Genomic DNA, 20,428 nt, shown 5'->3' with positions numbered 1-20,428 from the left:
TTACAGTACGTTGCTTAGGGAGCATGTAAATCTAAACTATTTTGCTTTTAAAATTTAATAACAATGAAATTATTTCTATAAACCCCAACTTTCACATAGAATAAGATAAAGATGAAAAATGATTGTTTGAAATTATTTACGCCGTTTCTCATCGCCTTTAAAAAATAATTCAGGAAGGTTATCTGGCATTTACAGCTTGTTTACATTTACATAAAAGTCTCTGTCAACTTTTAAAACATTGTTATTGGAATCTAAAATTATCGTCTGCCAATCTGCTTTTGGAAACAGCCATTGTTCTTTATCATTAATCCACACTTGAACGGGCATATCAAAGTTGTCAACAATATGTGTCCAATGGTATTTTAGTTCGTTTTTATCCAATAAATATTCCAAAGTGGGAATGTCTGTGGTTCTCAGATATTCATTGAAAAAAGCAGTTAAATCAATGCCTGTTTCTTGACTTAAATAATCCTCAATTTGTTTGGTAGTGACCGTTTGATGGTAAAATGTCTTATTGAGTCCACGTAATATTTGTCGCCATTTGTCATCATCATCAACAAGTTGCCTTAAGGTGTGCAACATATTGGCACCTTTGTAATACATGTCTCCAGAACCTTCATTGTTAACATCGTAGTGCCCAATGATTGGTCGGTCGTTTTGTATGTTCTTTCTTGTTCCTATAACATAGTCGGCTGAGGCTTCTTTTCCGTAATAATAATCTAAAAATAAATTTTCAGAATACGCTGTAAACCCTTCATGAATCCACATATCGGCGATGTCTTTATATGTAATATTGTTGGCAAACCATTCATGGCCGGATTCATGGATAATAATAAAATCAAACTTTAGTCCCCAACCGGTTCCAGATAAATCGCTTCCTAAATAGCCGTTCATAAAATGATTTCCGTATGTAACAGAACTCTGGTGTTCCATCCCTAAATATGGTACTTCCACGAGTTTATAGCCATCCTCATAAAACGGGTAGGGGCCAAACCAATACTCAAAAGCTTTCATCATTTTTGGAGCGTCCTTAAAATGTTCCTTTGCTTTGTCAAGATGATCTTTTAATACATAATAATCCATATCCAAATGCCCTCTTTCGCCATCATAAACTTCAGAAAAATGAGCATAATCACCAATGTTTACATTCACGCCATAATTGTTGATTGGGTTTTTTACAAACCAATTATATGTTTTTGTGTCACCAAATTGCTCAATGCTCCTGAGCCTTCCATTGGAAACATCCATTAAACCTTTTGGAGCATTTACACTGATTAGCATACTATCCACTTCATCATACATATGATCTTTACAAGGCCACCAGACACTGGCTCCAAGACCTTGACAGGATGTCGCGACAAAATCATTGCCTTTATCATCCTTTGCCCAAGAAAATCCACCGTCCCATGGCGCTCTAACAGCTTCTTTGGGGTGGCCTTCATAAGAGACTTCAATGGTTTGAATACTGCCAATAGGCTGGTTATTTTTGAGCTTGATAAAATGGGCATTGCCGTCATCAACCACATTTAATTCTTCTCCATTTTGTGTCACTTTGGTTATTTTTAAAGGCGGTTGTAAATCTATTTGCAAATCTTTTTGGGTATCAACAACCTTATATTGAATGGTATTGCTGCCAGATATAAACTTAGTATCTGGTTCAACCTTAACATTTAAGTGATAATAGGTTAAATCCCACCAGGCGCGTTCTGGTGTTATACTACCTCTTAGGGTGTCTTGATGTGTAAAAATTTGTTTTTCTGTCAATAAGCCTTGGGCGCTGATAGTCAAGCAAAACAATAATAAGATGGTGGCAGTCACGTATAATTTCATAATCATTTATTATAATACAGTTTTAGGAAATACAACAGGGCTTTCAAATCCATTTTCTCCAACAGCAGCTATCCCGAAAAAATAATTATCAATAACAATACCGTCAAGCATAAATTCTGAAATATCACCTACATACCGGCTATTGTCCCACGTTGGAGAGGTGGTGTCTCTCCAGTATATTTTATATCCAACGGCACCATTTACCTTATCCCATTTAAGTTTTACCGAAGGCTCAACAACACCTCCTATGGCCACATTTTTTGGAGCGGGTGGAGCCCATGCTAGACTTGCCAGATTGATTGCATTAACTGCCGTTAGTTTTTTAGCATAATCAAAGTTTACATAATCTATAACATCGCCGTATTCAATGCCATTTTCTTTTCTAATATTTTGGTGTTGGCGGTTGTAGTTTTCATGAGCTTCCATGATTCGTATTCCAGCAAATCCCAAATCGTTAAATGGACGATGATGGCCACCACGACCAAATCGGTCTAATCTATAAACCATCATAGGATTCATTTCAGGCATGTAGGTTTTTGTGGTTTTATATACATAACGTGCTAGTTGACGAGAAATCCCGTCTACTTCACCACCATAGTAACGACGTAAAAGGCGATCACGATCGGTTTCGGTAGGCGGCACAGGTTCAGAAAAAATTCTAAATGTTCTGTTATCTATAACACCATCAATTCCGGCAATATTTCCAATCATATCGTTATTTAGAATGCCAATTATGTTCCAATTGTGTTCCTTGGCGTATTTGGCCATACCTTGACCACCAAACAAACCTTGTTCTTCACCAGATAACCCTAAATATACTATACTGTTTTCAAACGTGTACTTGCTTAAAACACGGGCCGCTTCAATAGTTCCTGCCATACCTGAAGCATTATCATTTGCCCCAGGAGCATCATTTGTAAAATCTTGTCCGTCACTATTTCTAGAATCAATATCGCCGCTCATAATGATATAATGATTGGGGTGTTTTGTCCCTTTTTGTATGGCTACTACATTAACAATCCAAGCATCATGAGGAACCCTGTTGTTACCTTCTTTGGTGACAAAGTCTTTTTCATAAAATACATCCAGGCAGTTGTTGCAATTTTTTGAAATAGATTCAAACTCTGATTTTATCCAGCGCCTTGCAGCCCCAATACCGCGTTTGTTGGACAGTGTATCACTAAACGTATTTCTGGTTCCAAAATCCACTAGTGTTTGAATATCTTTTGCAATTCGTTTTGACGAAATACTATCAATGATTTGATATAATTTAAGATCAGTTTGGGCGGAAAGATTTTGAATTGCTAAAAAAAGTGAAAGAATAACCAGTATTTTTTTCATGAAATTTTTCTTTAAAATTAATAAAAAAACGTTCCAAAATTAAATTTGGAACGTTTTTGCATTTGAGTTAGTCACAATTAATTAAAAACAATATTTGTTTTCAGCTTTTACTTTTTCGGCGATTTCTTTTCTTAAATCAACAATATCTGGGTAGTTCACATATTTCACAAAACGTTTTAAGCCCATAAGCAGCATGCGTTGTTCGTCTCCTTCAGCAAATGATATGATACTTTCCTTGCCATTTTTTTCAACAATTGAAACGGCGTTGTATAAATATAATTTAGCCATGGCAATCTGAACTTTTTGAGAAGCTTCACCAAAACGTTTCACATTTTTTTCAGTTCTTAAAATAGTAGATTCTGCGATATAGATTTCAATCAATATATCTGATGCGGCCAATAATAATTGTTGATGGTCTTCTAAATCTGGCCCGAATTTTTGAACAGCAGCTCCGGCTACCATCAAAAACACTTTTTTAAGTTTGGCAATCATGTCTTTCTCTTCTGAAAATAACTCTGAATAATCGGGAGTTTCAAAAGACGGAATTCCCATAAGCTCTTCTTGAACTTTTGTTGCGGGACCTAATAAATCCACATGGCCTTTCATGGCTTTTTTTACTAACATGCCCACACAAAGCATACGGTTTATTTCATTGGTTCCCTCATAAATCCGGGCAATACGGGCATCTCTCCAAGCGGCTTCCATAGGAGTGTCTTCTGAGAATCCCATACCACCAAAAATTTGGATGCCTTCGTCGGCACAGTTTTGCACATCTTCCGAAACAGCTACTTTCAATATTGAACATTCAATAGCATATTCTTCAACACCTTTGAGTTCGGCTTCTTGATGACTGTTACCTGCCGCTATTCTCAAGGCAATACGATCTTCAATATTTTTAGCAGCTCTATAGCAAGCAGATTCTCCAGAATAAGCACTGGTTGCCATTTCAGCCAATTTTACTTTAATAGCGCCAAAGTCTGCAATGGGCGTGTTGAATTGCTTTCTCTCGGTCGCATATTGAACTGCAGTTGTGGTAATACGTCTTTGAGAATCCAAACAGGCTGCGGCCAATTTAATACGTCCTACATTAAGGGCATTCATGGCAATTTTAAATCCGTTACCTCGTTCAGATAACATATTTTCAACAGGAACAACCGTGTCGTTAAAGAATACTTGTCGGGTAGAGGAGGCTCGGATTCCTAATTTGTGCTCTTCTTCACCAAGTGTAATACCATTAGGGTTTTCTTTGTCATATTCTACAATAAAACCAGTGATATTTTTATCATTTTCAATGCGCGCAAAAACAATCATCAAGTGACAAAAACCGGCATTTGAAATCCACATTTTTTGTCCGTTGATTTTATAACTTTTACCATCATCAGAAATTGTTGCCGTTGTTTTACCTGAGTTGGCATCGCTACCGGCGCCGGGTTCTGTCAAGCAATACGAACCAAACCATTCTCCTGTGGCCAATTTTGGAATGTACTTTTGTTTTTGTTCTTCAGTTCCGTAAAGGGTAATAGGAAGAGTTCCTATTCCGGTATGTGCACCAAAAGCGGTGCTAAATGAGCCTGTACCACTTGAGATATAATCACAAACAAGCATCGTGGAAACAAAGCCCATTTCCAATCCGCCATAAGCTTCAGGAACTGCGACCCCCAAAAAACCTAATTCGCCTGCTTTTTTCATACAGGCTTCTGTAAAGGCATAATCTTTTGCTTCAAAACGAGGTTTATTGGGAATGATTTCTCGATCATTGAATTCCTTAACTGCATCCTTCATCATTTTTTGTTCTTCTGAAAAATCTTCAGGCGTGAACACATCGTTACAGTTAGTTTCTTTTACAAGAAATTGACCTCCTCTTAGAATATCTTTATCTGTTGTTTCCATTTTTTAATTTTATATTTTAATTTAAAAATTCAAATATGCCACAAGCCCCTTGTCCGGTTCCAACGCACATGGTGACCGCTCCGTATTTGTTTTTCATGTTTTGTTTGCGCATTTCGTCAAATAGCTGTACGGATAATTTGGCCCCTGTACAGCCAAGAGGATGGCCAAGTGCTATGGCGCCACCGTTTACATTGACAATATTTGGGTTTAGCTTTAATTCTCTTATAACGGCCAATGATTGCGAAGCAAATGCTTCATTCAGTTCAATTAATGACAGATCATCTTGTTTTAAACCTGCAAGTTTTAAAGCTTTAGGAATGGCCTTTACGGGGCCAATTCCCATGATTCTGGGTTCAACTCCAGCCGCCGCATAATTGACCAATCGGGCTATAGGTTCTAAATTTAATTCTTTCACCATATCCTCGCTCATGACCATTACAAAGGCTGCGCCATCACTCATTTGTGACGAATTGCCCGCAGTTACACTTCCGTTAGCTGCAAATACAGGGCGTAATTTGGATAAGGCTTCAATGCTTGTTCCGGCACGAGGTCCTTCATCTTTGGTGACAGTATATGTTTTAGTAGCTTTTTTACCGTTTTCGTCAACATACGTTTGCTCAACCTTGATAGGTACAATTTGATCTTGAAAACGGTTTTCTGCTTGCGCTTTCAATGCTTTCATATGAGAATTATAAGCAAACTCATCTTGGTCTTCACGTGAGACGTTGAATTGATTGGCCACTGCTTCGGCTGTATTTCCCATACCCCAATAATAATCTTCATGACCGGATTTCACTGTGTTGTAATTTAACTCTGGTTTGAAACCGGTCATGGGTACGGAACTCATGCTTTCAGCGCCACCTGCGATAATGCAATCGGCCATTCCTGTCTGTATTTTGGCAGCTGCTATGGCAATGGTCTCAATACCTGAAGAACAAAAACGGTTAACCGTAACGCCAGGAACATCCACACTGTTTAGTCCAATTAATGAAATAAACCGGGCCATGTTAAGGCCTTGGGAGCCTTCTGGCATGGCGTTACCAACAATAACGTCATCAATTCGTTTTACATCCAAATTCGGTAATTCTTTCATCATATATTGAATGGTCTCTGCGCCCAATTCATCAGCCCTTTTAAAGCGGAAGGTGCCTTTTGGGGCTTTGCCAACGGCTGTTCTGTATGCTTTTACTATATATGCTTGTTTCATGTTTTTAATTTCTTAAAGGTTTTCCTGTCTTCAACATATGTTGAATGCGTTCTAAGGTTTTGCGTTCTGTACATAAACTTAAGAAAGCTTCACGTTCTAGATCCAACAAATACTGTTCGGTGACCAAAGTGGGCTCGGACAAATCGCCACCGGCCATTACATAAGCCAGTTTGTTAGCAATCTTATGATCATGTTCTGAAATATAATGACTTGCTTCCATAGAATCCGTTCCCACTAAAAACATACCCAATGCTTGTTTTCCAAGTACTTTGACGTCCTTGCGTTTTACAGGCTTTGTGTAACCTTGTTCGGCCATTAATTTGGCATAGGCTTTAGCGGTGGCTATTTGTCTATCTTTATTGACAACAACAATATCTTTGCCTTTTTGTAAAATGCCCAAATCAAAGGCTTCATAGGCAGACGTAGAAACTTTTGCCATTCCTATTGTTAAGAAATACTCTTGCAATACATTGAGCTCCACATCATTTTTTCTAAAGGTATCAGAGGCTCTCAATGCTATTTCCTTTGAACCGCCACCACCAGGAATCACACCAACACCAAACTCTACCAAACCTATGTAGGTTTCTGCAGCTGCCACTACTTTATCGGCGTGCATGGATAATTCGCAACCGCCACCAAGAGCCATTCCGTGAGGTGCTGCAATAGTCGGTATGGATGAATATCGCATGCGCATCATGGTATCCTGGAAATGTTTAATGGCCATGTTGAGTTCGTCATATTCTTGTTCTACGGCCATCATAAAAATCATGCCTATATTGGCACCTACAGAGAAGTTGGCAGCTTGATTGCCTATAACCAATCCCGCAAAGTCTTTTTCGGCTAAATCAATGGCTTTATTGAGTCCTGATAGCACATCACCTCCAATGGTATTCATTTTTGATTGGAATTCACAGTTTAGAATACCATCACCTAAATCTTCTATGACTACGCCGGAATTTTTAAAGACTTCTTTGGATTTTCTAATGTTATCTAAAATAATGAAGGCGTCTTGTCCAGGTACTTTTTCTTGTGATTTATTTGGAATGTCGTAATAATAGGTAGCACCATCTTTAACAGTATAAAATGAGGTGTTTCCTGATGCAATCATCTCATGGACCCAAGCGGCTGGTTGTTTGCCCTCGGCTTTCATGAGTTCGATACCTTTTTCGACGCCAATGGCATCCCAAATTTGGAATGGTCCGTGCTCCCAACCAAATCCAGCTTTCATGGCATCATCTATTTTATAGAGCTCATCAGAAATTTCAGGAATCCTATTGGATACATATTCAAACATGGCTGCAAAATTCTTTCGGTAGAAATCGCCAGCTTTATCTTTCCCAGAGACCAGTATTTTAAAACGGTCAATCACTTTATCAACCGTTTTGGTGAGTTCTAAAGTTGCAAATTTGGCTGATTTTTTATCTCTATATTCTAAGGTATTTAAATCAAGCGTTTTAATGTCTTTGCCCTCTTTTTTATAGAAACCTTGGCCGGTTTTACTGCCCAACCATTTGTTTTCCATCATGGTATTGATGAAATCCGGTAGTTTAAAAAGTTCATGGGCTTCATCATTTGGGCAATTCTCATAAATACCGTTGGCCACATGAACTAAAGTATCCAATCCTACAACATCAACGGTTCTGAACGTAGCTGATTTTGGGCGACCAATAACAGGGCCAGTTAATTTATCAACTTCTTCAACTGTTAGATCCAATTCTTTGACTTGATGAAATAAACTTTGAATGCCAAAGATGCCAATTCGGTTTCCTATAAAGGCAGGCGTGTCTTTAGCGATAACCGATGTTTTACCTAGGAATTGTTCGCCATAACCTTTTAGGAACTCAATTACAGATTTGTCTGTTTTTGGGCCAGGAATGATTTCAAATAATTTTAAGTATCGTGCTGGATTAAAAAAATGGGTTCCACAAAAATGCTTTTGAAAATCCTCACTGTGTCCTTCACTCATAAAATGAATAGGGATTCCTGAGGTGTTAGATGTTATTAAAGTGCCGGGAGCTCTGTGTTTTTCAAGTTTTTCAAACACCTGCTTTTTAATATCCAAGCGTTCTACAACCACTTCCATGATCCAATCGACATCCTTTACTTTAGCAATATCATCTTCTAAGTTGCCCGTGGTAATTCTATCAGCAAACTTTTGATGATAAATAGGAGAGGGCTTTGATTTTAAAGCTTTGGCCAAGTCATCATTTACAATTCGATTTCTGACTACTTTATCTTCTAAAGTTAATCCTTTTGCTTTTTCAGCGTCATTTAATTCTCTGGGTACAATATCCAATAATAGGACATCTACACCTATATTAGCGAAATGACAAGCTATGCCACTTCCCATAATTCCAGAACCAATAACGGCTATTTTTTTAATTCTGCGTTTGCTCATTATATATAGTAATCTACTTATTAGGTTTGATTATAAATTTTCTTATTGGTGATCATATCATTGATTAATTCAGCTACCTCATAAAAATGGTTCAATTTTTCTTCAGAAATATTGTTTCTGATGGCTTCATTAAACGTGAGCACTTTTTCCTTTGAGTATGCTCTTTTTTCTCTGCCAAATTCTGTTAGATGAATCAGAACGCTTCTGCCGTCTTCTGGATTGGCACGCCTTTCAATCAATCCTCGCTTTTCCATGGTTTTTAGGATACGCGATAAACTGGTGGCTTCCATGCCCATTTTAGGGCCTAAAGCGGTTGATGGTGTTCCTTTTTCTTGATCAATGTTTAATAAGGCTAACCCTGTAGCCATGGTACTTTCAAATTTCTGTGCTTCCTCATTATACATTTTTGAGACTGCTAACCAAGTGGTTCTCAGAACATAATCAATGGTTTTGTCTTTCATGGTTGATTTTTTCAAATCCAAATATACAAAAATTTATTATGCACGCATAATAATTTAACAAAGGTTTTGCCAAAGAATTTAGTGTATAAAAAAACGCCCATAAAGGCGTTTTTAAAATGATATTATATAATGTATTAGCCCATTTTTCCGTTAACATAAGCTATAACAGCACCTGTTATACCAGTCATTACAATTGAGATTCCTAAGTCTGTAAGTAGCATCTGTATAGTCGCATCGCTGTTCATTGCCAAATTGAATAGATTCATTGACAAGGATATGAAAAAACCTATAACAGCACCTGCTTTAGCTCCAGAGCTTATGGTTGAAATCTGTGCCCATTTGGTAAAAATGTAGGCAATAAATAAACCAAAAGTCAAAGAACCTAGCGCTATTAAAAGCATTGTATTTGGGCTTTCAGCTGGCTGAGGGAATGAGTCTTTAAACAGGATTCCATAAAAAAGCCATCCCAATAAGAAATTTGCAATACCACCGGCAATACCGGAACCAAGGAAATTTTTTGTTTTCATCTGTATAGAAATTAATTAGTTAGTAATGTTAAATATATTAAAATAATGATAAAAACATAAAATTTTAATAAAATATTTATCAATACTATTAAATTAAACCTATAATTTTAAATAGTTGTTAATATCAAAATAAGATAAAACTCCTTAAGGACGGTATATTTTCTCAATAAGATCTTTGTAGTGTGCCTTTATTTCTTTACGTTTCAATTTCATGGTAGGAGTAAGGAGTCCAGATTCAACAGACCATATTTCAGGAGTTAGTTCAAACTTTTTAACTTGTTCCCAGTGTCCAAATTTTTTATTGGCTTTGTCCACTTCTATTTGAATGCGGTCTTTAAGTATTTGAGAATTTACTATAGAAACGTTATCAGGCTTGATGTCCTTATGTTTTCTTTCTATCCAGTGTTTAATAAATTGAAAGTCTGGTTGTATCAGGGCTGCTGGCATTTTTTCACCTTCGCCTATCACCATGACCTGTTCAATAAAATGCGATTGTTTTAATTCGTTTTCAATAAGCGCAGGTGCCACATATTTGCCACCAGAGGTTTTGAACATTTCCTTTTTTCTATCAGTTATTTTAAGGAAACCATCGGCGCTAATTTCGCCAATATCACCTGTATGGAAATAACCATCTGTCATTACTTCAGCCGTTTTTTCAGGATCTTTGTAATACCCTAACATAATGTTTGGACCTTTGACCAATATTTCACCATCAGTAGCTATTTTTACATCTACGTTATCAATAACACGTCCAACCGTTCCAATTCTAAAACCACCATCTCTCATATCATTAACTGATATGACGGGAGAGGTTTCTGTTAAGCCATAGCCTTCCATAATAGGCATACCTGCGGCAGCAAAGGTGCGTGTTAATCTGGGTTGCAGGGCGGCGCTTCCTGAAACCATCAAGTCTAAATTACCGCCAAGACCTTCTTTCCATTTGCTAAAGATTAATTTTCTGGCCAGCTTTAATTGCAGTTCATACCAAAAGCCATTTTTTCCGTAAGGCTCATATTTTAAACCTAAATCAATTGCCCAGAAAAACAAAGCACGTTTTATGCCTTTTAATTCAGCACCTTTTTCTACAATTTTATCATAAACTTTTTCATAGAGTCTAGGTACGGCTGTCATGACATTGGGTTTGACCTCTTTTAGGTTGTCACTCATTTTGTCAATGGATTCAGCAAAATAAATGGAGACACCACAATACTGATACAAATAGAGTATCATGCGTTCAAATACATGGCAAATCGGTAAAAAACTCAAAGCTTTGGATTGTCCATATTCAAAAGGCACTCGCTTTTCACTATCCAGTACATTGGAAATTAAATTGTTATGGGACAGCATCACACCTTTAGGTTTTCCGGTAGTTCCAGATGTATAGATAATAGTTGCTAAATCATGGGGTTTTACGCTTTTTTTTCTGGTATCAACATCATTTTGGTTACTGTCATCCGTTCCGAGTTCTATAACTTCTTTCCAATTATTTTCTCCTGCAATCTCATCAAATGTATAGACTCCTTTTAAGTTTGTGCTTGATTTAACAGCGTTAAGTTTTTCTAAAACCTCAGTATCTGACACAAAACAGTAAATGGATTCGGAATGATTTAAAATATATTCATAATCTTCCTTGGCAATAGTTGGATAAATAGGGACATTTTGAGCGCCAATTTGTAGCGCACCAATATCCAAAACGCTCCATTCGGTCCTGTTTGTGCTGGAAATAACCGCAATCTTATCATTTTGTTTAACACCTAGCCTAAGCAAGCCCCTACTTATAGCATTTGCCTGATTGATATATTCTTGAGATGAAATAGACACCCATTCACCATGATACTTGGTGTTCAATGCTTCATTTAAATTGTATGTCTCAAGTTGATATTGAGGAATATCAAAAATTCTGGTAATCTCAGGCATGGTGTAATTTAAAAAGTTTAGTGTCTTGCAAAATAGGAAATTAAAAATGATTTACAAATGCAAGACAAAAAAAAGCACGGTACAAGTAGTAAGGCTTTTGTTATTAAAGCATTGAGTGCATTATGTAACACTTAAAAAACTTCAATTATATGATTTATGTCATTGAATGGGTCTTTTATACTATCTAATTTTGTCAACATTAAAGATAAAAAAACATAAAAAAAACAGAATCATATGGAAACCTTAGAGTCGGTAAAAACCAGAGTCTATAAATTCGGCAATAAAACGGCCGATGGAAATAGCAAGATGAAAAACCTTTTAGGAGGCAAAGGAGCTAACTTAGCTGAAATGAGTTTAATTGGTATACCGGTGCCGCCTGGTTTCACAATTACAACCGAAGTCTGTACAGAATATAATCTTCTTGGTCAAGAAGCTGTAGTAAATATGATCCTTCCAGAAGTAGAACAATCTGTTGCCAATATTGAGACCATTATGGATGCCAAGTTTGGAGATGCTGAAAATCCGCTGTTAGTATCAGTACGATCAGGAGCACGTGTTTCCATGCCAGGTATGATGGATACTGTTTTGAATTTAGGTTTGAATGATGAGGTGGTTTTAGGACTGGCCAAAAGAACCAATAACGAACGTTTTGCATGGGATTCTTACCGTCGTTTTATTCAAATGTACGGTGATGTGGTTTTGGGAATGAAACCAGAATCAAAAGATGATATTGATCCGTTTGAAGAAATCATGGAGGCGCTTAAGCACAAAAGAAATATTCAATTGGATACTGAATTTACTATTCAGGATTTAAAGGATTTGGTTTATGATTTTAAAGAAGCCGTAAAAAAACGTACAGGTCATGATTTTCCAACAAACCCTTGGGACCAACTTTGGGGTGCAGTCATAGCGGTATTTAATAGTTGGAACAGTGATAGGGCCATTTACTACAGAAAAATGCACGGATATCCATCAGATTGGGGAACAGCCGTAAACGTTCAAGCTATGGTTTACGGAAACATGGGCGATAATTCTGGTACAGGTGTTTGCTTTACCAGAGATGCCGGAACCGGTGAAGATGTTTTCAATGGTGAATATTTAATCAATGCGCAAGGAGAAGACGTGGTTGCAGGTACCAGAACGCCTCAACAAATTACAAAATTAGGATCACTTCGTTGGGCAGAATTAGCAAAAGTAGAAGAAGAAGACAGAGCAAAAAATTACCCATCATTAGAAGAATTGATGCCAAGTATTTATAAAGAGTTGAATGACTACCAACAAAAACTGGAAGACCATTATAAAGACATGCAAGATATGGAGTTTACCATTCAAGATGGAAAACTTTGGATGTTGCAAACCAGAAACGGGAAACGTACTGGAGCAGCTATGGTTAAAATAGCCATGGATATGCTAAAACAAGGTCTAATTGATGAAAAACAAGCACTTCTTAGAATTGAACCAAACAAATTGGACGAGTTATTGCACCCGGTTTTTGATCCAAAAGCATTAAAACGTGCCCATGTGATTGCTCAAGGATTACCAGCATCACCTGGTGCGGCAACAGGACAAATTGTATTTTTTGCTGATGAAGCCGATAAATATAAATACACCATCCTAACACGTATTGAAACCTCTCCAGAAGATTTGGAAGGCATGAATGTTGCCCGAGGTATTTTAACTGCTCGTGGAGGTATGACATCACATGCTGCTGTAGTAGCTAGAGGAATGGGTAAATGTTGTGTATCTGGAGCCGGTGCTTTGAAAATCAATTATAAAACAAGAACCTTAACCGTTGATGGTAAAGAATATCACGAAGGTGATTGGATTTCATTAAACGGTTCTACAGGTAATATCATTGAAGGTAAAGTGGCCACAAGCGAACCAGAATTAAGTGGAGAGTTTGCTGAACTCATGAAGTTATCAGATAAATATGCTACCATGCAAGTACGAACCAATGCCGATACGCCTAAAGATGCCAAAATAGCACGTACTTTTGGTGCTCAAGGTATCGGTCTTACTAGAACAGAGCATATGTTCTTTGAAGTAGATCGTATTAAAGCCATGCGTGAAATGATTTTAGCAGACACCGTTAAAGGTAGAAAACATGCTTTGGAACAATTATTACCAATGCAACGTGAAGACTTTGAAGGCATTTTTGAGGCTATGCAGGGCTTACCTGTTACGGTAAGATTGTTAGATCCACCATTGCATGAATTTGTGCCTCACCAATTAATTCAACAAAAAGAGTTGGCTGAAGACATGCATATTTCCTTGGAAGCTGTTAAGAGTAAAATTTCTGAATTGGAAGAATTTAACCCAATGCTTGGACATAGAGGCTGTAGATTAGGAAATACGTATCCAGAAATCACTGAAATGCAAGCAAGGGCCATAATTGAAGCAGCTTTAAATTTAAAGGCTAAAGGCATTGTGGCCAAACCAGAAATTATGGTGCCACTTATTGGAACCATTCAAGAGTTTGAAATGCAGGAAGGTATCATTAGAAGTACTGCTGAAAAAGTTTTTGAAGAGTACGGTGATACCATTGAATATTTGGTTGGAACAATGATAGAAATACCAAGAGCGGCATTAACAGCAGACTTAATTGCTGAGAAAGCGGAATTTTTCTCATTCGGAACCAATGATTTAACCCAAATGACCTTTGGTTATTCAAGAGATGATGCTGGTAAATTTTTGCCAATCTATATAGAAAAAGGTATTCTTAAAGTAGATCCATTTGAAGTACTTGACCAAGAGGGCGTAGGCCAATTGGTTAAAATGGGAACCGAAAAGGGCAGAAGCACAAAACCAAATTTAAAAGTTGGTATTTGTGGCGAACATGGTGGCGAACCAAGTTCAGTTGAATTCTGCTACAATACAGGTATGAACTATGTGAGTTGTTCACCTTATAGAGTGCCAATAGCACGTATTGCGTCAGCACAAGCGGCTATTAAAAAAACCATGTAATTGTTTGTTTTAAGTTTGAAAACCCGAAGTGAGATGTATGTCTTACTTCGGGTTTTTGTTTTATATTAAAACAGATAGTTTATTTATTTTCTAACCACAATCTAGCATTTACAAACGCTTCTAACCAAGGAGACACTTGGTCTTTTCTGTTGTCAGGGTAGTGCGCCCAATTCCATTGGAAAGTAGAGCGTTCAATGTGCGGCATGGTTACTAAGTGACGACCTGTTTTATCACACATCATAGCAGTGTTGTAATCAGAACCGTTTGGATTGTGAGGGTATTCCGCATAAGCGTATTTACCAACAATGTTGTACTGGTTTTCAGATTTTGGCAGGTTAAATTTACCTTCACCATGAGAAATCCAAACACCTAAAGTGCTTCCAGCTAGGCTAGAAAGCATTACTGAGTTGTTTTCCTGAATGGTTACCGAAGTAAAGGCACTCTCGTGTTTGTGAGAATTGTTGTGAACCATTTTACCGTGAACATCGTGCTCTGGGTTAATCAATTCTAATTCCATCCATAACTGACAACCGTTACAAATACCAACGGACAAGGTGTCTTCGCGCTTAAAGAAGTTTTTAATGACTTCGTTCGCCTTTTCGTTGTACTTGATAGCTCCAGCCCAACCTTTAGCTGAACCTAGAACGTCAGAGTTTGAGAAGCCTCCAACAGCACCTAGGAATTGAATGTCTTCAAGGGTTTCGCGACCAGAAATTAAATCGGTCATATGAACATCTTTCACATCAAACCCAGCTAGATACAAGGCATTGGCCATTTCTCTTTCAGAATTACTTCCTTTTTCTCTTAAAATAGCTGCTTTTGGTCTTGGTTTGTTTAAATCTATCTTAGGTAATTTTCCATTGAAATGTTGAGGAAATTTATATTGCAGTGGTTGATTTTTATAGTTGTTGTAGCGGTCTTGAGCTAAATTATTGGCTGTTTGTTTTTGGTCCAACAAGTAAGATGTTTTATACCACATATCACGTAAACGAGAAATAGTCATGGTAAATACATCCGTTCCATTAATAATGCTCAGCACATCACTTTCAGTTATGTTTCCAATGTTGAAAAACTCAATATTGCGTTCTGTTAAAAAATGTTCTATTGAAGCGTCTTTAGCTTGAATAACGATACCGGCATTTTCTGAAAATAATAGCTTAAATGAATCTTTTTCAGCTAATTCGGTCACATCTAATTCAGCTCCTAAATGGTTATCGGCAAAGCACATTTCCAATAAAGTGGTTATTAAACCTCCAGAGGCTACATCATGACCGGCAACAATTTTATGTTGCTTTATTAATTCTTGAATGGTGTTAAAAACCGTTTTTACGTAGTTGGCATCTTGTACATTAGGCGTCTCATTTCCTATTTTGTTGACTATTTGGGCAAAGGAACTTCCACCGAGTTTGAAATTATCTTGTGATAGATTGATATAATAAATAGCGCCAGCATGTCTTTTAAAAACAGGCTCAATCACATTGGTAATATCAGTGCAATTGGCTGCAGCCGAAACGATAACGGTTCCTGGAGCAATTACCTCTTCGTTAGGGTATTTTTGTTTCATGGATAAGGAATCCTTACCCGTAGGTATATTGATTCCTAAATCAATCGCAAATTCTGAAACAGCTTTAACGGCTTCATATAAACGAGCATCTTCACCTTCGTTTTTGCAAGGCCACATCCAGTTTGCTGACAATGACACACTTTGTAAACCATCTTTTAACGGTGCCCAAATTATATTGGTCAACGCTTCGGTTATTGAATTTCTGCTTCCGGAAACTGGGTTGATTAAACCAGAAATGGGCGAGTGCCCTATAGATGTTGCGATACCTTCTTTTCTTTTATAGTCAAGCGCCATAACACCCACATTGTTGAGAGGTAATTGTAAAGGGCCGACACATTGTTGTTTGGCTACTTTACCACCAACACACCTATCTACTTTGTTGGTTAACCAATCTTTACAGGCAACAGCTTCCAATTGGAGTAATTGGTCTAGATAATCGTAAAATGCATCTTTGTTATAAGATATGCTGTTATAAACTCTTTCAACGGTTTTGTCGGTCATAATGGTTTTTGGGGAACTTCCAAACATGTCTTCCATGGCTAAATCCATTGGTTTATGCCCATTGGTTTCCGATTCAAAAGTAAATCGGTTATCACCAGTCACATCACCAACTGTGTACATGGGGGAGCGTTCCCTGTCTGCAATACGCTGAAGGATGTCAATATGGTCCTTGTCTATCACCAATCCCATACGTTCTTGGGATTCGTTACCAATAATTTCCTTATCAGAAAGGGTTGGATCTCCAATAGGTAGCGCATCTAAATCTATTTTTCCACCAGTATCCTCTACTAATTCAGATAAACAATTTAAATGGCCTCCGGCACCGTGATCATGGATAGATACAATGTGGTTTTCATCGCTTTCTACCATACCTCTTACGGCATTAGCTGCACGCTTTTGCATTTCGGGGTTGGAGCGTTGTACCGCATTCAATTCAATACCCGATGCAAATTCACCGGTGTCTGCAGATGATACGGCAGCACCTCCCATACCAATTCGGTAGTTATCACCACCAAGAATCACTATTTTGTCTCCTTTTTTAGGCTTGTCTTTTAAAGCTTGGTCGGCTTTTCCATAACCAATCCCACCAGCTTGCATAATCACCTTGTCAAACCCTAATTTACGTGCGTCTTCCTCATGTTCAAAGGTTAAAACAGAACCACAAATAAGTGGCTGCCCAAATTTATTGCCAAAGTCTGATGCACCATTGGATGCCTTTATTAAAATGTCCATGGGTGTTTGGTATAACCATTTACGTTCTGGAAACGCTTGTTCCCAAGGTCTGTTGGCTTCCAATCTGGAATACGCAGTCATATAAACAGCTGTTCCAGCTAAAGGTAAAGACCCTTTACCTCCAGCAAGGCGATCCCTGATTTCACCTCCCGATCCGGTAGCGGCTCCATTAAAGGGTTCCACAGTTGTTGGGAAGTTATGGGTCTCGGCTTTTAATGAAATAACCGATTCAAAATCCTTGGTTACATAAAAATCAGGTTTGTCAGCTGTTTTTGGAGCAAATTGTTCCACCACAGGCCCCTTTATAAAAGCCACATTGTCTTTGTAAGCCGAAACAATATCGTTTGGATGCGTTTCGGATGTTTTTTTGATGAGCTTAAAAAGGGACGTTGGTTTCTCTTCACCATCTATAATAAATGTCCCGTTAAATATTTTATGGCGACAATGTTCTGAGTTGACTTGTGAAAAACCAAACACTTCAGAATCTGTAAGTGGTCTTCCAATTTTTTTTGAAACGTTTTCTAAATATGTAATTTCTTCGTTACTTAACGACAGCCCTTCTTGCTCATTATAAGCTGCAATATCTTCAATATTCAGAATGGGTTCAGGTGTGATTTGTATAGTAAATGAATCTTGGTTCAACCCGTTGAATTTCTCTGAAATCATGGGGTCAAAATCTTTGAAGTCTTTTGAAACAGCATGGAATTCCTCAATTCTCAGTATATCGGTAATTCCCATGTTTTGGGTAATTTCAACGGCATTGGTACTCCAAGGTGTAATCATGGCAGCACGTGGACCAACAAAAAAAGCATCGAGTGATGCTTGTTCTATCTTGGGCTGGTTGCCAAATAACCATTCTAATTTTGATATGGTTTCCGTTGATAATTCTTTTGTTGTTTGAACAGCAAAAACGGTACTGTTTACGTTTCCAAAGAAATGAATCATTTTAGATATTTTATGGTTGTGTTTTAAAGTGCAAAAATACACTTTTTTGTTCATTTAAGTTTGCTTTTTTACGGATTGGCCAAGCTGTTATCAACAGTATTTTTAACAATGGCGTTAAAAATGTTTTTTGAGTATGCTACTTACTGATGGGTAATAGGATTTTCCAAATAAATTCAAATGAACCATAAGATAATATAATTGATAAATTTCTATTCGTGATGGTGTTTTTTTATCATTAGGAAATATGCTGTGATATGAATCATAAAAGTCCTTTCCAAAACCACCAAATAATTTGGTCATGGCGATATCAACTTCATGGTGCCCAAAATAAATGGCAGGATCAATTAAATACGGTTCGCCTTTTTTTGAAATCAAATAATTGCCACTCCACAAATCGCCATGCAATAAGGATGGTTTGATGTTTAAAAACAACGATTCTAAACGTTCTTTGATGTGGTTTTCTGAAGGACATTCATTAGGTGAAAGGAAACCATTTTGTTTTGCCAGTTTCAATTGCGGGATCAAGCGTTCTTTTGTGTAAAAGTCTATCCAAGACTTATGCTTGGAATTACTTTGGGGTAAACTGCCAATAAGGTTATCTTGATGCAATCCAAAGTGTTCTGAAGTAACCTGATGTAATTGGGCTAGTTGTATTCCTAAATTTTTAAAATCAAGACTTGAAGGTGTTTTATTATCAATAAACTCCATGAGCAAAAACGATGCGTTTTCAAATGTGTCACAAAGCAAAACCCTTGGGGTTTTTATAGTGTTTGCTTCATTAATTAATCTAAGCCCGTCCGCTTCTGTTTGAAACATGTTGAGCGCATTTTTGGTAGTATTTATTTTAATGAAATAGTGGTTGTGTTCGGTAGTTATTTTAAAAGCTTGGGAAATATCTCCACCTGTCATGTGATGAAAGTTTTTTATTGCTTCACCAAGGAGACTTGCAATATGTTCTTTAAAAGTTGGATCCATTACTTTAAAAATAAAAAAACCGTCCAAAAAAAGACGGTTTTAACAGATAAGCTTTTGTTGGGATTTATTGTTTAACTAATTTTTTTGTGACGCTACCTTGATCTGAGGTAAGCTTTATCAAATAAATGCCTTTACTTAGATTGCTAACGTCAATTTTGTTGTTATTTGGACTGATATGTTTTGTTTCAATGGTTTTTCCCAAAACATTATAAATGATGACATCTAAATCTTGGGTTGATGAAATATATACAAAATTATCTTTTATAGGATTTGGATAGATTTTAAATTTGATTGGAGCTAAATCATTAGTTGATAATGCACTTCCCCAAATTTTAGTTACATACTCATTGTGATCAATAAAAGGATTTCTATTTCCTTGAAATGTGTAGACGGCATTATTTTTATCTATTTCATATTGGCTAACAGGATCTAGTTCATTCCAAGTCAATAAAATATTTAAAAATGTTGGACTAAATGCAGGCATTGTTGTCCCATCAAACATGACACTAACCTCACTTGTAGAATAATTGGCATAGAAGTCAGACAATTGGTCTTCATAACGTGTTGAAAAGTAAAAGTATGCTCTTGCTACATCACCCTTAAATTCATCAATGGGTTCAAAAACAGTTCCTGAATAGCCTGCGGAATATCCAGAATTTAGACTGTTGCCTAATTTAGAGCCGTTTGAAGACGTATAACTGGCAGAAGCAACTACCCCATATGGATAGTTGCTATGTTTTCCATTAACATACCCATCAGATGGAAACACGAAATTTGCATCAGAATACATAGGATACACGTCACTACCACCAAAATATGATTTAGGTATAACATGCTCTCTATTATAACAATCACCTTCTCCACTATAATTTCCACATTGATCTGTAATGGTTGTGAATGTATATATGTCAGACCCAGAAGGTATTTCAGTATATAAATCTACCAAAGTGCCATCGTTGTCATAATAATGGTCCTTAAAAGCAGTATCATCATACAACGTCCATAAATCTCCATAATTTGATGTAGATGAGCTATTGAAATTATTATTGATGATATTGTGTAATTGGGTCTTTAGGGTAGCGCCAGTTCCGGTTGCAGTATTGTAATAACCTGCAGGTTGAGCAAAACTGAATGTTGAAATAAATAAAAAAAGAAAGTAAATGTGTTTCATGTTAG

The 20,428-nt window shown here is 37.1% G+C and carries 12 protein-coding genes; 1 reads left to right on the top strand and 11 read right to left on the bottom strand.

Going from position 1 to position 20,428, the window contains the following annotated elements:
* Positions 1–189: 189 nt before the first annotated feature.
* The 8 genes from IEW94_RS06425 to IEW94_RS06390 form a co-directional block, all read right to left on the bottom strand.
* Complete coding sequence (locus IEW94_RS06425; RefSeq protein ID WP_188651146.1) at positions 190–1,830, bottom strand: M1 family metallopeptidase; 1,641 nt, start codon at positions 1,828–1,830, stop codon at positions 190–192.
* 9 nt (positions 1,831–1,839) lie between these two features.
* Positions 1,840–3,171, bottom strand: a complete 1,332-nt coding sequence (locus tag IEW94_RS06420) for a M28 family peptidase (RefSeq protein ID WP_188651144.1) — start codon at positions 3,169–3,171, stop codon at positions 1,840–1,842.
* Positions 3,172–3,252: 81 nt separating this feature from the next.
* Positions 3,253–5,061, bottom strand: coding sequence for an acyl-CoA dehydrogenase FadE (locus IEW94_RS06415; RefSeq protein ID WP_188651142.1), 1,809 nt, complete (start codon positions 5,059–5,061; stop codon positions 3,253–3,255).
* 16 nt (positions 5,062–5,077) lie between these two features.
* Positions 5,078–6,268, bottom strand: coding sequence for an acetyl-CoA C-acyltransferase (locus IEW94_RS06410; protein ID WP_188651140.1), 1,191 nt, complete (start codon positions 6,266–6,268; stop codon positions 5,078–5,080).
* A gap of 4 nt (positions 6,269–6,272) precedes the next feature.
* Positions 6,273–8,666: a 3-hydroxyacyl-CoA dehydrogenase/enoyl-CoA hydratase family protein gene (locus IEW94_RS06405; protein ID WP_188651138.1), complete on the bottom strand. Its 2,394-nt coding sequence runs from the start codon at positions 8,664–8,666 to the stop codon at positions 6,273–6,275.
* 20 nt (positions 8,667–8,686) lie between these two features.
* Entirely contained in the window at positions 8,687–9,127 is a 441-nt protein-coding gene (locus IEW94_RS06400) for a MarR family winged helix-turn-helix transcriptional regulator (RefSeq protein WP_188651136.1), read from the bottom strand.
* A gap of 134 nt (positions 9,128–9,261) precedes the next feature.
* Positions 9,262–9,654 carry a hypothetical protein gene (locus IEW94_RS06395; protein WP_188651130.1) on the bottom strand — a complete coding sequence of 131 codons (393 nt, stop codon included), beginning with the start codon at positions 9,652–9,654 and terminating at the stop codon, positions 9,262–9,264.
* A 144-nt stretch (positions 9,655–9,798) separates the two neighbouring features.
* A complete protein-coding gene (locus IEW94_RS06390; RefSeq protein WP_188651128.1) occupies positions 9,799–11,571 on the bottom strand; it encodes an AMP-dependent synthetase/ligase in 1,773 nt (590 codons plus the stop codon).
* 234 nt (positions 11,572–11,805) lie between these two features.
* Between IEW94_RS06390 and ppdK the strand changes: the two genes are divergently transcribed.
* A complete protein-coding gene (gene ppdK, locus IEW94_RS06385; protein WP_188651126.1) occupies positions 11,806–14,535 on the top strand; it encodes a pyruvate, phosphate dikinase in 2,730 nt (909 codons plus the stop codon).
* Positions 14,536–14,614: 79 nt separating this feature from the next.
* Here ppdK and purL read toward each other — a convergent pair whose 3' ends face one another.
* The 3 genes from purL to IEW94_RS06370 form a co-directional block, all read right to left on the bottom strand.
* The gene (purL, locus tag IEW94_RS06380) at positions 14,615–18,277 is read right to left on the bottom strand and encodes a phosphoribosylformylglycinamidine synthase (protein WP_188651124.1); all 3,663 of its coding nucleotides are present in this window, start codon (positions 18,275–18,277) and stop codon (positions 14,615–14,617) included.
* 114 nt (positions 18,278–18,391) lie between these two features.
* Complete coding sequence (locus tag IEW94_RS06375) at positions 18,392–19,252, bottom strand: fructosamine kinase family protein (protein WP_188651121.1); 861 nt, start codon at positions 19,250–19,252, stop codon at positions 18,392–18,394.
* Between the two features lie 64 nt (positions 19,253–19,316).
* Positions 19,317–20,423 (bottom strand): endonuclease, encoded by a 1,107-nt coding sequence (locus tag IEW94_RS06370; RefSeq protein WP_188651119.1) that lies wholly within the window; start codon positions 20,421–20,423, stop codon positions 19,317–19,319.
* Positions 20,424–20,428: the final 5 nt, after the last annotated feature.

The organism is Yeosuana aromativorans (assembly GCF_014646655.1).
Classification (GTDB): Bacteria; Bacteroidota; Bacteroidia; order Flavobacteriales; family Flavobacteriaceae; genus Yeosuana; species Yeosuana aromativorans.
The sequence above is the reverse complement of the archived record's forward strand: the minus strand, read 5'-3'. Positions and strand labels throughout refer to the sequence as shown.

What these genes read in the sequence shown, in the direction of transcription:
- IEW94_RS06370 (WP_188651119.1), bottom strand. Translation starts at nt 20,423, where the DNA reads ATGAAACACATTTACTTTCTTTTTTTATTTATTTCAACATTCAGTTTT.
- IEW94_RS06415 (WP_188651142.1), bottom strand. Translation starts at nt 5,061, where the DNA reads ATGGAAACAACAGATAAAGATATTCTAAGAGGAGGTCAATTTCTTGTA.
- IEW94_RS06390 (WP_188651128.1), bottom strand. Translation starts at nt 11,571, where the DNA reads ATGCCTGAGATTACCAGAATTTTTGATATTCCTCAATATCAACTTGAG.
- IEW94_RS06410 (WP_188651140.1), bottom strand. Translation starts at nt 6,268, where the DNA reads ATGAAACAAGCATATATAGTAAAAGCATACAGAACAGCCGTTGGCAAA.
- IEW94_RS06375 (WP_188651121.1), bottom strand. Translation starts at nt 19,252, where the DNA reads ATGGATCCAACTTTTAAAGAACATATTGCAAGTCTCCTTGGTGAAGCA.
- IEW94_RS06400 (WP_188651136.1), bottom strand. Translation starts at nt 9,127, where the DNA reads ATGAAAGACAAAACCATTGATTATGTTCTGAGAACCACTTGGTTAGCA.
- purL (WP_188651124.1), bottom strand. Translation starts at nt 18,277, where the DNA reads ATGATTCATTTCTTTGGAAACGTAAACAGTACCGTTTTTGCTGTTCAA.
- IEW94_RS06425 (WP_188651146.1), bottom strand. Translation starts at nt 1,830, where the DNA reads ATGAAATTATACGTGACTGCCACCATCTTATTATTGTTTTGCTTGACT.
- IEW94_RS06395 (WP_188651130.1), bottom strand. Translation starts at nt 9,654, where the DNA reads ATGAAAACAAAAAATTTCCTTGGTTCCGGTATTGCCGGTGGTATTGCA.
- IEW94_RS06420 (WP_188651144.1), bottom strand. Translation starts at nt 3,171, where the DNA reads ATGAAAAAAATACTGGTTATTCTTTCACTTTTTTTAGCAATTCAAAAT.
- ppdK (WP_188651126.1), top strand. Translation starts at nt 11,806, where the DNA reads ATGGAAACCTTAGAGTCGGTAAAAACCAGAGTCTATAAATTCGGCAAT.
- IEW94_RS06405 (WP_188651138.1), bottom strand. Translation starts at nt 8,666, where the DNA reads ATGAGCAAACGCAGAATTAAAAAAATAGCCGTTATTGGTTCTGGAATT.